At 39.5% G+C, this 17,630-nt stretch carries 15 protein-coding genes; all 15 read right to left on the bottom strand.

Going from position 1 to position 17,630, the window contains the following annotated elements; genetic code table 11:
* Nucleotides 1-132: 132 nt before the first annotated feature.
* The 15 genes from ACIQXV_RS23285 to ACIQXV_RS23215 all read right to left on the bottom strand — a co-directional run bounded on the left by ACIQXV_RS23285 (nucleotide 133) and on the right by ACIQXV_RS23215 (nucleotide 17,598).
* Nucleotides 133-375, bottom strand: a complete 243-nt coding sequence (locus tag ACIQXV_RS23285) for a YlmC/YmxH family sporulation protein (protein ID WP_166238146.1) — start codon at nucleotides 373-375, stop codon at nucleotides 133-135.
* Nucleotides 376-660: 285 nt separating this feature from the next.
* Entirely contained in the window at nucleotides 661-1,899 is a 1,239-nt protein-coding gene (locus ACIQXV_RS23280) for a M16 family metallopeptidase (RefSeq protein ID WP_402962630.1), read from the bottom strand.
* A gap of 101 nt (nucleotides 1,900-2,000) precedes the next feature.
* Nucleotides 2,001-2,948 (bottom strand): polysaccharide deacetylase family protein, encoded by a 948-nt coding sequence (locus ACIQXV_RS23275; protein ID WP_402962628.1) that lies wholly within the window; start codon nucleotides 2,946-2,948, stop codon nucleotides 2,001-2,003.
* 127 nt (nucleotides 2,949-3,075) lie between these two features.
* Complete coding sequence (pnp, locus tag ACIQXV_RS23270) at nucleotides 3,076-5,193, bottom strand: polyribonucleotide nucleotidyltransferase (protein ID WP_402962625.1); 2,118 nt, start codon at nucleotides 5,191-5,193, stop codon at nucleotides 3,076-3,078.
* Nucleotides 5,194-5,413: 220 nt separating this feature from the next.
* Entirely contained in the window at nucleotides 5,414-5,683 is a 270-nt protein-coding gene (gene rpsO, locus ACIQXV_RS23265) for a 30S ribosomal protein S15 (RefSeq protein WP_024026799.1), read from the bottom strand.
* A 170-nt stretch (nucleotides 5,684-5,853) separates the two neighbouring features.
* Nucleotides 5,854-6,807 carry a bifunctional riboflavin kinase/FAD synthetase gene (gene ribF / locus ACIQXV_RS23260; RefSeq protein ID WP_402962622.1) on the bottom strand — a complete coding sequence of 318 codons (954 nt, stop codon included), beginning with the start codon at nucleotides 6,805-6,807 and terminating at the stop codon, nucleotides 5,854-5,856.
* 30 nt (nucleotides 6,808-6,837) lie between these two features.
* Nucleotides 6,838-7,758, bottom strand: a complete 921-nt coding sequence (gene truB, locus ACIQXV_RS23255) for a tRNA pseudouridine(55) synthase TruB (RefSeq protein ID WP_402962619.1) — start codon at nucleotides 7,756-7,758, stop codon at nucleotides 6,838-6,840.
* Nucleotides 7,759-7,817: 59 nt separating this feature from the next.
* Nucleotides 7,818-8,189: a 30S ribosome-binding factor RbfA gene (gene rbfA, locus ACIQXV_RS23250; protein WP_402962617.1), complete on the bottom strand. Its 372-nt coding sequence runs from the start codon at nucleotides 8,187-8,189 to the stop codon at nucleotides 7,818-7,820.
* Nucleotides 8,190-8,206: 17 nt separating this feature from the next.
* Nucleotides 8,207-8,488: a DUF503 domain-containing protein gene (locus ACIQXV_RS23245; protein ID WP_402962614.1), complete on the bottom strand. Its 282-nt coding sequence runs from the start codon at nucleotides 8,486-8,488 to the stop codon at nucleotides 8,207-8,209.
* Nucleotides 8,485-10,791, bottom strand: coding sequence for a translation initiation factor IF-2 (infB, locus tag ACIQXV_RS23240; protein ID WP_402962611.1), 2,307 nt, complete (start codon nucleotides 10,789-10,791; stop codon nucleotides 8,485-8,487). Before infB ends, ACIQXV_RS23245 begins: the two co-directional genes overlap by 4 nt.
* A gap of 19 nt (nucleotides 10,792-10,810) precedes the next feature.
* Nucleotides 10,811-11,113 (bottom strand): YlxQ family RNA-binding protein, encoded by a 303-nt coding sequence (locus ACIQXV_RS23235; RefSeq protein WP_402962609.1) that lies wholly within the window; start codon nucleotides 11,111-11,113, stop codon nucleotides 10,811-10,813.
* 8 nt (nucleotides 11,114-11,121) lie between these two features.
* A complete protein-coding gene (rnpM, locus tag ACIQXV_RS23230) occupies nucleotides 11,122-11,394 on the bottom strand; it encodes an RNase P modulator RnpM (RefSeq protein WP_402962606.1) in 273 nt (90 codons plus the stop codon).
* A 15-nt stretch (nucleotides 11,395-11,409) separates the two neighbouring features.
* Complete coding sequence (gene nusA / locus ACIQXV_RS23225) at nucleotides 11,410-12,534, bottom strand: transcription termination factor NusA (protein ID WP_402962603.1); 1,125 nt, start codon at nucleotides 12,532-12,534, stop codon at nucleotides 11,410-11,412.
* 44 nt (nucleotides 12,535-12,578) lie between these two features.
* Nucleotides 12,579-13,049, bottom strand: a complete 471-nt coding sequence (rimP, locus tag ACIQXV_RS23220) for a ribosome maturation factor RimP (protein WP_402962601.1) — start codon at nucleotides 13,047-13,049, stop codon at nucleotides 12,579-12,581.
* A gap of 226 nt (nucleotides 13,050-13,275) precedes the next feature.
* A complete protein-coding gene (locus ACIQXV_RS23215) occupies nucleotides 13,276-17,598 on the bottom strand; it encodes a PolC-type DNA polymerase III (protein WP_402962598.1) in 4,323 nt (1,440 codons plus the stop codon).
* Between the last annotated feature and the right edge of the window lie 32 nt (nucleotides 17,599-17,630).

The raw sequence follows: 17,630 nt of genomic DNA, 5'->3' as shown, positions 1-17,630 counted from the left end.
AAAAACGACTAAACCATCGTGCTCCAGTTGAATACCGGATCACGATGGCTGCATAGTCTTTTTTAGAGCTGTCTACTTGACGGGTGTAAGTCCAAAATGATATTTTGCCTGGGCTTTTTTCATTCATCATCTCTAGTCCTCATCTGGAATATCAATGATGATCATGTCAGTTCCTATTTTTTTTATATGCTGCCATGGTACCCTAATTTCCTCTCCTTGTTTTCGAAAACCGAACCATTTTAATGAAGGAATTAGGAGCGCCTGTATTTGTCCTGTGCCTTCATTTATTTCTAAATCGGTTTGTCCCAGTACTCCGAGGCGCTCTGCCTTTTTGACGTCAACAATTTCTTTCCCGCTTAATTCACTTAATCTCACTGCAATTGAACCCCCTTTAATACCCTTCTCTATAAGTTTATAAGAGGACGTCCATATTTAGACTAAGAAAAGTGGAAGGCGCCCGCTTATCGGCGTATGGACTGGAGCGCTTCGACTGAGATAAAGGAAACACGGAGAGCGCTAGCGTCCGATGTTGACTTATCGTAGGGAGAAGAGCGAATTACACTAGCCGATGGCGCCTGGAGCTGGACAATTCACAAAGTCTTAATTTATTTCTTATTTCCTAAAGAAAAAAACAGTTCGAAAAGTGAACTGTTTTTACTATTAGGATAATTTATTCGGGAATTCTCCGTTAGGACTAATAAGGGTGACGGAGTATTTATCAGTAAAAACGGCATTAGCCATTTCGTCAACGCCTTTTTTAGTAACAGCATCAATCTGTTCAATAATTTCGTCCAGGGAGCGATGCCGTTTTAAGAGAAGTTCATTCTTACCGTTACGACTCATTCGGCTATTAGTACTTTCTAAACTTAACATTAAGCCGCCTTTCAGCTGTTCCTTACTATTTGTTAATTCTTTTTCGGTAATTCCATTTTGCTTTAACTTTTCAAGTGTTTCTTGAATGGTTTCAAATAGAACATCCAATTGCTTCGCACCTGTACCTCCGTACACGGTTACAATCCCACTATCTTGATAAGCTGAGTGATAGGAAAATACCGAGTAAGCTAAGCCCCTTTGTTCACGTACTTCTTGGAATAATCTTGAACTCATGCTGCCGCCCAAAATATTATTTAGGGTAATCAAACTATAAATATCCTCATGACCAACTTTCAGTCCTTCAAAACCAATACATAAATGTGCCTGTTCTGTTTCCTTTTTCCTTGATATCCGGTTGGAATGAAAAACAGGCAGGTTTTCAGGTACTTCATTTGTTCCACCCTGATAGGAACCAAAATAATTTTCAACATCCTGGATAAAACTTTCTGAAATATTTCCGGCTATTGAAATGACAACATTTTCAGGTGTATATCGTTCATGAATGTATTCCTTGAGTGTTTCGCCAGTAAACGTATTTAATGTTTCTTCCGTCCCTAGAATTGGGTATCCTAGTGGATGGTCTTCGAAAACAGCCCTGCTTAATAAATCATGGACAATATCATCCGGCGTATCTTCATACATTTTTATTTCTTCTAATACAACATTTCTTTCTTTGTTAAGTTCTTCTTCCACAAATGTAGAATTAAAGAACATGTCTGCCAAAACTTCTAAGGCAAATTTAGAATGGGTATCAAGGACTTTTGCATAATAGCATGTATATTCTTTAGAGGTAAAAGCATTTACCTGTCCGCCAATACTATCAAATGATTCTGCAATTTCCTTAGCAGACCGAGTGGCAGTTCCTTTAAAAAACATATGCTCAAGGAAATGGGAAATCCCATTTGTCTGCGGATTTTCATTTCTAGACCCTGTTCCAATCCAAACGCCAATGGCAACAGATCGAACGGTTGGAATATTTTCTAATACAATTCTTACTCCGTTTTGGCAAGTGTACTTATTAATCATCGACTTCCTCCTGTCTGTTAACAGCGGATGCTACTACTCCAATTATTTATTATACTTTCTAATAAGTATTTTCTCCAATTTTCTGAGATATTTTGCCTAAATTATTTTATAATTCTTTCCTCGTTCATTAATTCAGTAACCGTACCGATTTGTAAATCCTTTTGCTCAATTAAGGTAATTAACCGATCAAGTGATTTTGCTGTTGCTTCGGTTGGATGCATAAGAACCATCGAACCTTTATCAATTTTAGACATGACCCGATTTATTAGGACTTCAGGAGAAGGTTTTCGCCAGTCGACAGTGTCTACTGTCCACATCACCGTCTTCATATTTTGTTCAGCGGCAACTTTAATCGTCTCATCGCGATAGCTGCCACTGGGTGGTGCAAACCATACACATTTCTCCCCTGTCGCTGCTTCAATAATTTCGTTGGTTTTTATTATTTGTTCCCTTGCTTGTGCTGCCGTCAGCTGTTTCATATCCGGATGGGAATACGAATGATTACCCACCTCATGCCCTGCGCTCACGATCATTTTTGCAAGTTCGGGATTCTTTTTTACCCAATTCCCTTCAAGAAAAAAACTCGCTGATACATTATGGTTTTTTAGGGTTGCAAGCATTTCGGATAAATATTCATTTCCCCATGCAACATTAATGATGAAGGTCACCATCGGTTTATCCGGATGACCTTTATAAATCGGTGTGGGTGGCAAATCTTGCAGATGAACCTTTGGTTTTGTCTGGACAAATACAAGTTTCTTTTCATCATAAACGCCTTTTTTCCTCATATTTTTATACGAAGCAGCAATATCAATTTTAAGACCGTTATATCCTGGAATGGCCTTCCATACTGAATCTACCTTCGCATCAGAGGGTGGAATTTCATATGTAGAAGAATTTTTTATAATACTTTGATAAAGAGGATCTGACTGTTTCGCTGCCGGAAGAGCCGACTCTTTTAAAGCGGCTACATATTTATTCACAATCGGATTGTTAACCGAAATCCATGCAGCCAAACAAATAATAACTAAAATAACAGCCTTTTTCATCTACCTTTCCCCCTTCCATACAGATTATGTATGGAAGGGACAAGGTAGAACTTAGAAAACTTTATTGTCTTATACGGAAAAAGTCAGGGTGTGCCCCCTGACTTTTTCAACTTATTTGCATGTCTAATTATTGCTTTTCTTCAGCTTTTTCCCTTTGTTCTTTTAATACAGCTTTGCGGGATAAATTAACACGGCCCTGCTTATCAATTTCAGTTACCTTTACTAAAAGTTCGTCCCCAATTTTCAATACATCTTCCACTTTTCCTACCCGCTCTTCTGCAAGCTCAGAAATATGGACGAGACCGTCTTTTCCGGCGAAGATTTCCACAAAGGCACCAAACTTTTCAATCCGTTTGACCTTACCTAGGTACATTTGTCCTACTTCAACTTCACGTACAATATCTTCAATGATTTTCTTCGCTTTTTGGTTCATTTCTTGATTAGTTGATGCAATAAAAACAGTACCATCTTGCTCAATATCAATCTTAACACCAGTTTCCTCAATAATCTTATTGATTTGTTTACCACTTGGTCCAATAACATCACGAATCTTATCTGGGTTGATTGTCATCGTTAAGATTTTCGGTGCAAACTGGGAAAGCTCCGCTCTTGGTTCTGTAATAGTGGCTAGCATTGAATCTAAAATATGCATTCTTCCCACTTTCGCTTGCTGCAAAGCCTCTTCTAAAATCTCGCGGGAAAGACCTTCTATTTTAATATCCATTTGCAGTGCGGTAACCCCTTTAGCAGTTCCAGCAACTTTAAAATCCATGTCTCCAAGATGATCTTCCATTCCTTGAATATCAGATAAAACAGTGTAATGCTCACCTGATTTAACAAGTCCCATGGCAATACCTGCAACCGGTGCTTTAATTGGCACACCTGCATCCATCATTGCTAAAGTACTGGCGCAAATACTAGCCTGTGATGTTGATCCATTTGATTCAAGAACCTCAGAAACTAGGCGGATGGTGTATGGAAAATCCTTTTCAGAAGGAATAATCGGTTCAAGTGCTCGTTCACCAAGGGCTCCATGTCCAATTTCTCGGCGGCCCGGTCCACGAATTGGTCCAGTTTCTCCGACACTAAAGGAAGGGAAGTTATAATGGTGCATAAACCGTTTTTCTTCCTCAATTCCTAAACCATCAAGAATCTGAACATCCCCCATTGCTCCAAGCGTACAAATACTTAGGGCTTGCGTTTGACCGCGCGTAAAAAGGCCTGAACCATGGGTACGTGGCAAAATACTTACTTGCGAAGATAATGGACGAATTTCATCTATTTTCCGACCATCAGGACGAACTTTTTCCACTGTAATTAAACGGCGAACTTCACCCTTAACAATCTTGTCCAAAATTTGCTTCACTTGTTTCATATCTTCGTCTGTTGCTTCTTGCTCCACATATTTTGCAATAACTTGGTTTTTGACTTCTTTAATGGCATCTTCACGTGCATGCTTTTCTTGTACCTGGATAGCCTTAAGCATATCAGCTTCACATAATTCTCTTACTTCAACTTCTAGTTCTTTATTTATTTCATATAGATTGATTTCTCTTTTTTCTTTACCAATTTCAGCGACAATTTTCTCTTGGAATTCAATTAAATTTTTGATTTCATTATGACCAAACATAATAGCTTCGAGCATGATTTCCTCAGGTACCTCAAGAGCTCCCGCCTCAACCATGTTAATCGCATCTTTTGTACCGGCAACTGTTAAGTGGATATCACTCTTTTCTGCCTGCTCAACGGTAGGATTAATGACAAATTCATTATTTACCCTGCCAACAACGACACCGGCAATTGGACCTTCAAATGGAATATCTGAGGTACTAAGTGCCAAGGAAGATCCAAACATCGCAGCCATTTCTGTTGAACAATCTTGGTCCACACTCATGACAATACTGATTACTTGGACATCATTACGGAACCCATCAGCAAAAAGCGGACGAATCGGACGGTCAATCAGACGACTGGCTAAAATCGCCTTTTCACTTGGGCGGCCTTCGCGTTTAATAAACCCGCCAGGGATTTTACCAACAGCATACAAGCGTTCCTCATAGTTTACTGTTAATGGGAAAAAATCTAGATTCTTTGGTTCTTTTGAAGCAGTTGCAGTACTTAATACGGCGGTTTCGCCATATCGAACCATAACCGCACCGTTAGCTTGTTTAGCCAATTGGCCAATTTCAACGGTTAACTTACGACCTGCCCAATTCATTGAATACTCATGTTTTGTTTGTTCCATATTTTTACCCCTCTCTATCTAACTCACTTAGGAGGATGATGCGAAAGAATACTCATTCGCTGTAATCATCTTTCTAAATCTACCTAATATAAAAAAAGCCGTTAAAGCTTGTTGTATCAATCCAAATTATTTATAGTATGCACATAAAAGTCCTGACTTAAAATTATGTATAAAAATTTTTTCCCTAACAAAAAAGCGGGAAAAATCCCGCTTCTGTAAACTAACGACGTAGGCCTAGCTTATTGATTAACACACGGTAACGTTGAACATCTTTGTTACGTAAGAATGTTAAAAGGTTACGACGTTTACCAACCATTTTCAAAAGACCGCGACGTGAGTGGTGATCTTTCTTGTGAGTACGTAAGTGCTCGTTCAAATTGTTGATTGATTCAGTAAGGACAGCGATTTGAACTTCTGCAGATCCAGTGTCGCTCTCATGAGTTTTATACTCATTGATAAGTTCATTTTTACGTTCTTGAGTGATTGCCATCCAGGTTCACCTCCTAAATTTTCTATCCCCAGTTACCGAGCAAGCGTCGGTGACTCGACTTGCCAAGCAAAGGTTGTTTTTAATACGTACTTAAGAATACATGGTTTTACTTCAAAAAGCAAGTTAAAACCTAAATATCTTGTAAGAAAAGCTTCTTTTACACAGCAATGTCAGGAAGTGTGTCGATTTTTCTCAAAGTATTCTATTGTTTGTTGTTTATCTTTTTCTATTTGAGTCACGAGTTGTTCAATCCCAGAAAATTTTTGTTCTTTCCGAAGGTAAAGATGCCATTCGATTTCTACTTCTTCACCATATATTTCTTGATTAAAGTCAAACAAATGAACCTCAACTGACAGCTTAAGCGATTCCTTATTAAACGTAGGTTTAAACCCAACATTACAAACTCCATTATGCCAAGCAGAATGAACCTTCATCCTTACTGCATACACTCCAACAGGTGGAATGATATAATCACCTGTTAAGTCAATATTCGCAGTTGGAAAACCAATCGTCCTGCCGCGTTTATCCCCATGTATGACCTCTCCGGTTGTTGTATAGAATCTGCCAAGAAGTGTCGGAAGTTCAATTGTTTTTCCTTCCCTTAGGAGATTGCGAATTCTAGTAGAGCTTACCTTTTCGTTCTCTTGAACAAACTTTGGAACAACAGAATAAGAAAATTGGTCTCGTGAATGGAAAGGCAAGGTTTCCATTGTGCCTTTTCCCATGCGGCCATACGTAAAGTCAAAACCTGCGACAACATGTTGTACATTCAGTCCAATCACATACTGATCAATAAATTCCTGAGGCAAGAGATTGGCAAAATTTGTGGTGAACTGGACAATAAATAAATAATCAATATTTAACTCTTCAATAATTTTAACCTTTTCCTCAAATGGGGTTATATATTGAACATGCTTTTCATTTTTTCCTAGGACAACAGAAGGATGGGGGTCAAATGTCATGACCGCACTAGAAAGACCTTTCGCTTCTGCTTGCTTTTTTGCCTCAAGAATTACCTGTTGATGGCCGCGGTGAACACCGTCAAAATATCCAAGTGCCATTGCTAGAGGGGGAAACTCATTGTTTACCACCTTATTTGGAAAACTTAGCTTTATAATTTCCAATTGAAACTCACCTTTTCTATACCGACCCTTTTATTCCATATCGTTTCTTAATACTTTAACTGGTTTAAGGAGACCTGGCTTGTTAGGATGGTTGGAATAAATAGCCAGAGCCAATCCATCTTCAGTTTCAGCGATAATTGGTCCGTTACTAGTTTTAAAATGTTCTGGTATTTGTAATAGTGCACCATTTTTCACTTTCTCTGCTACTTTATCATTAATCAGTAATTTCGGCAAATGAGAAAGTGCTGTTTCTAATGGTCTCAATACGCTTGAAATGGTTCCAGCTTCCATATGTTTTTCAATTTCTTCAAACATTAAACAATCCTCTAAAGAAAATGCAGCGGATTGAACTCGTTGTAAGTTGGACATATGGGCAGGAAAGCCGAGAAGTTCACCAATCATGACCGCTAAGGTACGGATATACGTTCCTTTACTGCAGCTAACTTTAAAGCGAAATGATATCGTCTCACCTTGAAATTGCTCTTGCTCATCAAGCATCTCGATATCATAAATGGTGACCTTTCTCGAAGGGCGTTCCACTTCGATTCCCTTTCGAGCATATTCATAAAGTCTTACCCCTCCGACCTTTACTGCTGAATACATCGGCGGCGTTTGTTCAATTTCCCCTGTGAGTGATTGGAGAACCTTCATCATTTCTTCTCGAGAAATGATTCGATCCACCTTTTTGCTTTCTACTACCTCACCTGAAGCATCCTCTGTAGTTGTTGAAAAGCCAATCGTCACTTCTCCTACATAGGCCTTGCCGGCATCCGTTATGTATTCCGCAACTTTTGTTGCTTTCCCGATACAAATAGGAAGAACGCCGGTCACATCAGGATCAAGTGTGCCAGTATGACCTACCTTCTTCGTTTTTAAGATCTTTCTTAATTTAAAAACACAATCATGTGAGGTTAACCCTGCAGGCTTAAATAATGGTAATATCCCTTCCAAGATGAAATCTCCTAACTAATAGTTTATCGAAAAAAAAGGATAGACATTTGTCTATCCTTTTATTCTTCTTCGTTCTTTTCCAATGGTTTGTCATCCGTATGCAATTGATGGAGAAGTGTTTCAATACGATTTCCATAATCGATGGATTCATCCCATTCAAAGATAATTTCTGGTGTTTTACGAAGGCGAATACGATGGCCTATTTCAGTACGAATGAAACCTTTAGCTTTAGCCAGGCCTTTTAAGGTATTCTCCTTTTGTTCGTCATCACCTAATACAGATATAAATACTTTTGCTTGCTGCAAATCTCCTGTTACTTGGACGTCGGTAACTGTCACAAAGCCGATCCGAGGATCTTTAATTTTTCGACCGATGATGTCACTAAGTTCTTTTTTCATTTGTTCTCCAACACGATTTGCTCTGTGGCTCATCACATTCACCTCTTAACTTAAAGCCAATCAATCTCGGTGATCGTTCTTTCTATTTCTGGAAATGAGTCGATTAGTTTTAGTGCATTTTGCAATTCCTGTTCCGTAGATACCCGTGAAGAGGTAACGACAGCAATGGCAATTTTCGTTCTTTGCCATACATCCTGAAAGTCCACCTCTGCCACGGATACATTAAATTTCTGCTTTAATCGTGTAAGGATACGCTGCAAAACTGCACGTTTTTCTTTTAACGAATGCGCATCATAGATGATACATTCACATTCGGCTATACCGACAATCATTTACGTTCAATTTCTTCCATTACGTATGCTTCAATGATATCTCCTTCTTTAACATCATTAAAGTTTTTAATGGTTATCCCACATTCGTAGCCTTGTGCCACTTCTTTTGCATCGTCCTTAAAACGTTTTAACGCATCAATTTGACCTTCAAAGATGACAACCCCATTACGAATGAGACGAATACCGCTATCACGGGTAATTTTTCCATCCGTTACATATGAGCCTGCAATCGTTCCAACCTTTGAAACCTTGAAGGTTTGACGAATCTCTGCTTGACCAATAATTTTTTCTTGGAATTCTGGGTCAAGCATCCCTTTCATGGCTGCTTCAATCTCTTCAATTACTTTATAAATAATTCTGTGAAGGCGGACGTCTACTTTTTCAGCTTCTGCCGCACGTTTCGCATTTACATCCGGACGAACGTTAAAGCCGATCACAATGGCGTTGGAAGCAGCGGCAAGACTGATATCCGATTCATTAATCGCACCTGCACCACTATGAATGATTTTGATGTTAACGCCTTGGACATCGATTTTTTGCAAGGAAGCGGCAACGGCTTCAGCTGAGCCTTGGACATCCGCCTTAAGAATGATGTTCAGATCCTTCATTTCCCCTTGCTTCAATTGATCAAATAGGTTTTCAAGACTAACAATGGTTTTTTCACCACGATGGACAGCTAATGCTTGTTGAGCACGTGCTTCTCCAACTTGTCGAGCCGTTTTCTCATCTTCAAACACAACGAACCGGTCTCCGGCTTGCGGCACGTCACTTAATCCAGTTATCTCAACAGGAGTGGATGGTTCTGCCTCTTTTACACGGCGGCCTTTGTCATTCACCATCGCTCGGACACGGCCGTGTGTATTCCCAACAACAATTGGATCACCAATTTTAAGTGTACCGTTTTGCACAAGCAAGGTTGCAACCGATCCACGACCCTTGTCTAATTGTGCTTCAATAACAGTTCCAACAGCCTTGCGTTTTGGATTTGCTTTATATTCTTCAACTTCACCAACGAGAAGAATCATTTCTAGCAGGTTGTCGATTCCTTCACCTGTTTTTGCAGAAAGCGGTACAAAAATGGTTTCCCCGCCCCAAGCTTCAGCTACTAAACCGTGCTCTGTCAATTCCTGCATAACACGATCGGCATTTGCTGCCTCTTTATCCATTTTATTAACAGCAACAATAATTGGAACTTCAGCAGCTTTTGCATGGTTAATGGCTTCAACCGTTTGCGGCATGACACCATCATCGGCAGCTACAACAAGAATGGTGATGTCAGTAATTTTCGCACCGCGGGCACGCATTGTTGTGAATGCAGCATGTCCTGGTGTATCTAGGAAGGTAATTTTCTTCCCATTTTCAACTACTTGGTAGGCTCCGATATGCTGCGTAATGCCCCCAGCTTCTCCTTCGGTTACCTTAGTGTTTCGAATCGAATCAAGCAATGTTGTTTTACCGTGGTCAACATGCCCCATAATGGTAACAACAGAAGGTCTTTCTACTAAGTCTGTCGCTTGGTCTTCTGTAAAATACACTTCAAGGTCTGTTGTATCTATTTTGATTTCTTCTTCAACTTCGACCCCATACTCACCAGCAATCAATTCAATCGCATCTTTATCTAATACTTGATTAATTGTCGCCATTACTCCAAGCAAAAAGAGCTTTTTAATGATTTCTGAAGGTTCGCGATAAATCTTTTTTGCCAGCTCCCCAACCGTTAAAGATTCACTAAAGGTAATTTTAGCTGGAAGCTCTTTTTCTTTCTTCTTTACAGGCTGTGATTGTTGAACATGTGTATGAGCCTTCTTCTTTTTATTATTATTGTTATGGTTACGATTTTGGTTATTATAAGGTCTAGCCTTAGATTTATCAGCATTATTAAACACTTTATTTTCTTTTGATTGAGATTCTTGGTTTTGCTTTTTGCCTTCAACCTTTTTGGGCGGTGAGACTACTTTCACCTTGCTAGGAGCAGCCGATTTATCTGCAGCTTCCTCGAATGCTTTAGGTGATTTCGACTGCACTTGAGGTTTTTGAGCTGACTGAGCCGGCCTTTGATTTGGACGGTTTTGCTGCCCAGCTGGACGTGGGTTTGTGCGATTTTGCTGTCCATTATTCTTTTTTTCCTGTGGCGTACTGTTCTCTTTTTTATTATAAGCTGCATCAAGCTTTTTAATATCTTCATCTTCTATTGTTGCCATATGATTGGTGACCTCTATATTCATTTCTTTTAGTTTATTGATGATTTCTTTACTTGAAATATTGTGTTTTTTTGCGTATTCATAAACACGGATTTTACTCATTATTTCACCCCCGCTAGATTTAATCGAGCAACGTTACCAGTTTTTTTGCAAATCCATCATCCATAACAGCTACAACAACGCGGGCTTCTTTGCCAATTGCTTGACCAAGAAGGTAACGATTCTCCACCATTTTTAATGGGACTTGATAGGAAGTACATTTATCTGTAATTTTTTTAGTCGTATTTGCAGAAGCATCTGCGGCTAATAAAACGAGCTTTGCTTTTCCGTTTCGGATTTCCTTAACGGCAAGCTCCTCACCTGATATGATTTTACGCGCTCGATTGGCCAAGCCAAGCAATGACATCCATTGATTGTGTTTCATTTGGATTGTCAGTTCTCCTTCTCTATTAGCTCAAGTAGTTCTTCATATATAGAATCATTTATAGAAACCTCTAAATGGTTAGCTAAGGTGTTTTTTTTCTTGGCTAGTAGGACTGCTTCTTTGTCCTTTGAAAGGTATGCACCTCTGCCAGATTTTTTTCCAGACAAATCGATGGATACATCCCCCTCTTTGGAGCGAACGATGCGAACGAGTTCTTTTTTCGGTTTCATTTCACCGGTTGCCACACATTTGCGCATTGGAACTTTTTTTCTAGTGTTCACTCGTCTTCACCTCACCTAATCATCTAACTCATCTTCAAAATCAAAATCGGCATCCACTTGATCATCAAACAGCCTGATAGGTTCTTCTCGTGGATATATTCCAAGTTCACGTGCTTCGGTTTCAGATTTGATATCAATCTTCCAACCTGTCAATTTCGCAGCCAGGCGGGCATTTTGTCCGCGTTTACCGATTGCCAAGGAAAGCTGATAATCTGGGACGATAACTGTTGTTGCTTTTTCATTTTCATTCACCATAACATCAAGCACTTTTGAAGGGCTTAGTGAATTAGCAACAAAGACAACTGGATCATCAGACCACTTTACAATATCGATTTTTTCACCCTTTAATTCATTAACAACAGCCTGGACCCTTGTTCCTTTTGGCCCGACACAAGACCCGACTGGATCCACTTCATGATTATCTGAATGGACGGAAATCTTCGAACGATCTCCCGCTTCACGGGCAACAGTTTTTATTTCAACTGTTCCATCGTAAATTTCAGGAACTTCAATTTCAAATAACCGTTTTAGTAACCCAGGATGGGTCCGTGATACGAAGATTTGTGGACCTTTTGTCGTTTTTTCAACCTTTGTAATAAATACCTTTATACGATCGTGCGGCTTATATCGTTCATTAGGCATTTGTTCATTAACAGGTAATAGTGCTTCTATTTTTCCAAGGCTGACATAAATAAATTTGGAATCCAGCCTTTGGACAATTCCTGTCATAATATCTTCTTCACGGTCGATAAATTCAGAATAAATAATTCCTCTTTCCGCTTCTCTTACTCGCTGGGTTACCACTTGTTTAGCTGTTTGCGCAGCAATCCGTCCGAAATCTTTTGGCGTTACTTCCATTTCAACTACATCTTCAACCTGGTAATTCGGATTAATGCTTACAGCATCCTCTAATGAAATTTCAAGACGTGGGTCAAATACCTGATCAACCACTTCTTTTCTTGCAAAAACACGCATGGAGCCTGTTTGTAAATTCAAGTCGATGCGGACATTCTGGGCCTGATTGAAATTTCGGCGATATGCTGATACCAATGCTGCCTCAATTGCATCAATTAAAATATCCCTGGAAATACCTTTCTCTCTTTCCAGTATTGTAAGAGCATCTAATAATTCGCTGCTCATTTTGTTGTATCCCCCTAATCCTTTTCAATTTTTATTCTTTTTCTTTATGAAAAAATAACTGCTAGTCGTGCATTCGCTACTTTTTCATATGGAATTTCAATGATCTTCTTGCGGGTTTTAATTTTAACCTCAATTTTTAATTGTTGACCATCAAATTCGAGTAAAGTCCCCTCGAAGCTCTTTTCCCCATTAATTGGTTCATAAGTTTTGATATAGACATTTTTGCCGATTGCCTTTTCGATATCTTTCTCTTTTTTTAATGGACGCTCCGCACCTGGAGATGATACTTCAAGAAAGTAGTTATGGGGAATCGGGTCAATCTCATCGAGTTTTTCACTTAGCCGCTCACTAACTAGACCACAATCCTCAATATCAACACCAGCATCTTTATCGATATACACACGGAGATACCAATTTTTCCCTTCTTTCACATATTCAATTTCCACTAAATCCAGTCCAAGCTCTTGAAAAATTGGTGCAGCCAGTTCTTCTACAACTTCCGTTACTTTGCTCATGCGTAACCTCCTTTTCTATATTATTTCACCCATATTCTATGTAGTTTACGGAAAGTTTTATCATGTAACACTAAAAAACATTTGTAGTCAAAACCAAGTTGCGGACAGTCCGCAGCTCGATTACATAACGAAAGAGTGGGTTTCCCCACTCTTGAACACGAGAGTATTTCTTAGTATTTCCAATAAAACTATACCATAACCATGATTTTTATGCAAACCGCTACCCTTAAAACAGCGATAGCTGGTTTTGCTCTGGAAGAGATTTTAGACAGCCTTGTTTGTCCAAATATTCAAGAATGGTCTTGGATACCTTCCCACGCTGCTGCAGGTCTTCTTTTGATAAAAATTCTCCATCTTCTCTCGACTTAACAATATTATAGGCAGCGTTTGTTCCTAAGCCAGGGATGGAATTGAAAGGAGGAATCAATGAATTTCCTTCAATGATAAATTCTGATGCATCCGATTTGTATAAATCATAATTTTGGAACGTAAATCCTCGTTCGGTCATTTCAAGAGCTAGTTCTAATACGGTTAACAGGTTTTTCTCTTTATTTGATGCCTCAAGACCCTTTGCGTTGATTTCCTCTATTTTTGCCCGAATGGCTTCTGAACCGCGTGACATTGCTTCAATATCAAAGTCCTCCGCACGGACTGTAAAGTATGCAGCATAATAAAGGAGCGGTAAATGAACTTTAAAATAAGCAATTCTTACTGCCATTAACACATAGGCAGCGGCGTGGGCCTTAGGGAACATATATTTTATCTTTTTGCAGGAATCGATGTACCATTCAGGCACTTCATTTTTCCGCATTTCCGCTTCCATTTCTTCGCTTAAGCCTTTACCTTTACGGACAGATTCCATAATTTTAAAAGCAAATGAAGGATCTAGTCCCTGATAAATCAAATAGACCATAATATCATCACGACAGCCGATTACTTCGCTTAAGTTACAAATTTGATTATGAATTAATTCCTGAGCATTCCCCAGCCAAACGTCGGTCCCGTGTGATAGACCCGAAATTTGAACAAGTTCCGAGAAGGTTGTTGGTTTTGTATCCTCAAGCATTTGCCGGACAAATCTCGTTCCAAACTCAGGGATACCGAGTGTACCGGTTTTACACATGATTTGTTGTTCTGTAACACCCAGAGATTCTGTACTGCTAAAGATTTTCATGACTTCAGGGTCGTCTGTTGGAATTGTTTTTGGATCCATCCCACTTAGATCCTGAAGCATTCTAATGACCGTCGGATCATCGTGCCCGAGAATATCTAGCTTTAAGACATTATCATGAATGGAATGAAAGTCGAAATGGGTGGTCTTCCATTCAGAGTTACGATCATCAGCTGGGAATTGAATCGGTGTAAAATCATAAACATCCATATAATCAGGGATAACAATGATTCCTCCTGGGTGCTGACCGGTCGTTCTTTTCACACCAGTACAGCCGGAAGCAAGTCGTTCCACTTCCGCATTCCGAATTTGAAGATTGTTATCCTGCTGATAGGCCTTTACATAACCAAAAGCTGTTTTATCGGCAACCGTGCCAATTGTCCCAGCACGAAATACATTATCTTCTCCAAAAAGAACCTTTGTATAGTTATGGGCACGCGGCTGATACTCACCAGAGAAATTCAAATCTATATCGGGAACTTTATCACCTTTAAAGCCTAAGAATGTTTCAAACGGAATATCATGGCCGTCTTTCCGGTATTTAGCACCGCACTCCGGACAATCTTTATCTGGCAAATCAAATCCAGAACCAACTGAGCCGTCATTGAAGAACTCCGAATGCTTACATGTTGGGCATATATAGTGCGGAGGCAATGGGTTCACCTCAGTAATTTCGGTCATTGTTGCAACCAATGATGATCCTACAGAACCCCGTGATCCAACTAGGTATCCATCATCTAGTGATTTTTTTACGAGCTTATGTGAAATTAAATAGATAACGGCAAATCCATGCCCAATAATACTCTTAAGTTCTTTTTCCAGACGGGCTTCAACTATTTCAGGCAGCGGCTCACCATAAATTTTATGGGCCATTTCATAACTCATTTTGCGCATCTCATCTTCTGCGCCTTCAATTTTTGGTGTGTATAAATCGTCTTTAATTGGTTTAATGTCCTCGATCATATCAGCAATTTTATTTGTGTTTGTCACCACGATTTCCTTTGCTTTTTCTTTACCCAAAAACGAAAAAGCATCGAGCATCTCATTTGTTGTTCTAAAGTGAACATCCGGAAGCTCATGGCGATTCAGCGGGTTCGCACCGCCTTGAGAATTGACTAAGATTTTTCGATAAATTTTATCATTTTCATTTAAATAATGAACATTCCCCGTTGCAACAACAGGTAAACCTAATTTATCGCCAAGCGTCACAATTTTACTAATAATATCTTCCATCGCTTTTTCATCGCGGACTAATTCCATTTCAATTAAAGGAGCATTTACTTCTTTTGGCATTACCTCTAGATAGTCATAAAAACGTGCATGTGCTTCAACCTCATCTGGTGACTTTTGCATCATCCCTTCAAACACTTCACCTTTATTACAGGCTGATCCAACAAGAATTCCATCCCTGTATTTTTGGAGAACCGATCTAGGGATTCTTGGGACTCTGTAAAAATACTCAATATGTGCTATCGAGACAAGTTTAAATAGGTTTTTTAAACCATGTTCGTTTTGTGCTAAAAGTGTGCAATGATAAGGACGGGCACGTTGAAAGGCATTCCCTTTTCCCATATTATCATTAAATTCATCATGGTATTCAATTCCCTTTTCAAGGGCATCTTTAAGCATTTTCAGAAGCAAATAACCCGTTGCCTCTGCATCATAAATAGCCCGGTGATGCTGGGTTAATTCAATATCGAACTTCTTCGCAAGTGTATTTAATCGATGATTTTTCATTTCCGGATATAGGAATCTTCCTAACTCAAGTGTATCAATGACTGGATTTTTCGCCTTTTCAAGTCCTATCTTTTTATACCCGACGTTGAGGAAACCCATATCAAAGGAAGCATTATGTGCGACCAGAACGGCATCCCCAACCCATACATGAAAATCCCTAATTACCTCTTCTACCTCTGGGGCATTTTGTACCATATCATCGGTTATACCTGTCAAATTAATGGTTGTTGCTGAAAGACGATGATGCGGGTTTGCAAAAGACTCAAAGCGATCAATGATTTCCCCGTCCTTTACCTTCACGGCCGCAAGCTCGATAATCGTATCATATACGGCAGAAAGTCCTGTTGTTTCTACGTCAAAAATAACAAAGGTATCTTCTGCAAGTAAGCGATGGGCGTCATTATACGCAATTGGCACGCCATCATCAACAAGATTGACTTCAACCCCGTAAAGAATTTTTATATCATTCTTTTTTCCGGCCCCATATGCTTCAGGGAATGACTGGGCTACAGCGTGGTCTGTTACGGCAATGGCTTTATGACCCCATTTTGCAGCTTGAGCTATTAGGGCACTGACCGGAGTTACAGCATCCATTTGGCTCATCGGTGTGTGAAGGTGCAGTTCAACACGTTTTTCATCATCCGGGGCTGTATCCTTACGTCCAACAGGCTTGATTTCATTAATATCGTTTCCAATCATGACAAGGTCACGCACGAAGGTATCGTTTTGGATACTTCCGCGAACCTTAACCCACATTCCCTTCTTTACATGTTGGAACAGGGCGGCATCCTCTTTATCTCTTGAGAACATTTTCACCATGATAGAACTTGTATAATCGGTAATCTTAAAGGTTAAGAGTGAACGACCGCTTCTTAATTCCCGGATCTCAGCATTAAAAATGTACCCTTCGACAGCCACTCTTCTTTCTTCATCAACAATGTCAATTAAACTGCGGAAGTCGCTGTTATCTTTAATCGTTAAACCAATCGTAAGTGGACCCTCAGGAACTTCACCACCAGCATCCTTTTCAGCATCTTTCTTTTGCATCTCAACCAATGCCATAAGGGCACGTTCCTGATCTTCCTTTTGTTTAGCCAGCAAAAATTGCTGATATTCATCATTTTTTTCTTCACTTTTTAAGTCCGTCTCGAAAGCTAACAGCGGAAATCCAAAGGATTGATAAATTTCACCAATTACTGGGGCATATTTACGCTTTAACGCAAGCCCCTCTGCCTCATTTCTGACAGTAATCGTTAGCTTGTTACCACTGACATCCGGCAGTTGTTCATTCAGCAGCTTCAAAAGTGGCGGTGAAATACCATCAATTTGCTGGATACAATAGCTCCAATATTCTTTTAATAATTCCGGTGTGATAACTTGATTGATCACATTGATATTGTATGAAATAGCTGCAATGTTCGAAAAGGTTCTTTCCAGCTGCGTTATAAACCTGAGATAAACATTGAAAGGTAGGATTTTTTCAAATAAAAATTGAAAATGCCACTTCCTTGCTTTTTTTTCAACTTGAAGCCTTTCAATTTGTGCATTGTTGAAATGTACCACTACAGCATCCTCAATCAAGTGGAGCTGCTGGAGCAAGAGTTGGAATCGCTCTTTATTGCCTATGGCATGTTCGCTCATCGTCTCTCTCCCATCTATTGAAAATCAATAAT

Source organism: Neobacillus sp. NPDC097160 (genome assembly GCF_044762155.1).
In the GTDB taxonomy this organism is placed as follows: Bacteria; Bacillota; Bacilli; order Bacillales; family Cytobacillaceae; genus Neobacillus.
The sequence above is the reverse complement of the archived record's forward strand: the minus strand, read 5'-3'. Positions and strand labels throughout refer to the sequence as shown.

Bases quoted from the DNA above. Each gene is read 5' to 3' on its own strand.
- ACIQXV_RS23280 (WP_402962630.1), bottom strand. From the start codon at position 1,899: ATGATTAATAAGTACACTTGCCAAAACGGAGTAAGAATTGTATTAGAA.
- ACIQXV_RS23275 (WP_402962628.1), bottom strand. From the start codon at position 2,948: ATGAAAAAGGCTGTTATTTTAGTTATTATTTGTTTGGCTGCATGGATT.
- pnp (WP_402962625.1), bottom strand. From the start codon at position 5,193: ATGGAACAAACAAAACATGAGTATTCAATGAATTGGGCAGGTCGTAAG.
- rpsO (WP_024026799.1), bottom strand. From the start codon at position 5,683: ATGGCAATCACTCAAGAACGTAAAAATGAACTTATCAATGAGTATAAA.
- rbfA (WP_402962617.1), bottom strand. From the start codon at position 8,189: ATGAGCCACAGAGCAAATCGTGTTGGAGAACAAATGAAAAAAGAACTT.
- ACIQXV_RS23245 (WP_402962614.1), bottom strand. From the start codon at position 8,488: ATGATTGTCGGTATAGCCGAATGTGAATGTATCATCTATGATGCGCAT.
- infB (WP_402962611.1), bottom strand. From the start codon at position 10,791: ATGAGTAAAATCCGTGTTTATGAATACGCAAAAAAACACAATATTTCA.
- ACIQXV_RS23235 (WP_402962609.1), bottom strand. From the start codon at position 11,113: ATGAAACACAATCAATGGATGTCATTGCTTGGCTTGGCCAATCGAGCG.
- nusA (WP_402962603.1), bottom strand. From the start codon at position 12,534: ATGAGCAGCGAATTATTAGATGCTCTTACAATACTGGAAAGAGAGAAA.
- rimP (WP_402962601.1), bottom strand. From the start codon at position 13,049: ATGAGCAAAGTAACGGAAGTTGTAGAAGAACTGGCTGCACCAATTTTT.
- ACIQXV_RS23215 (WP_402962598.1), bottom strand. From the start codon at position 17,598: ATGAGCGAACATGCCATAGGCAATAAAGAGCGATTCCAACTCTTGCTC.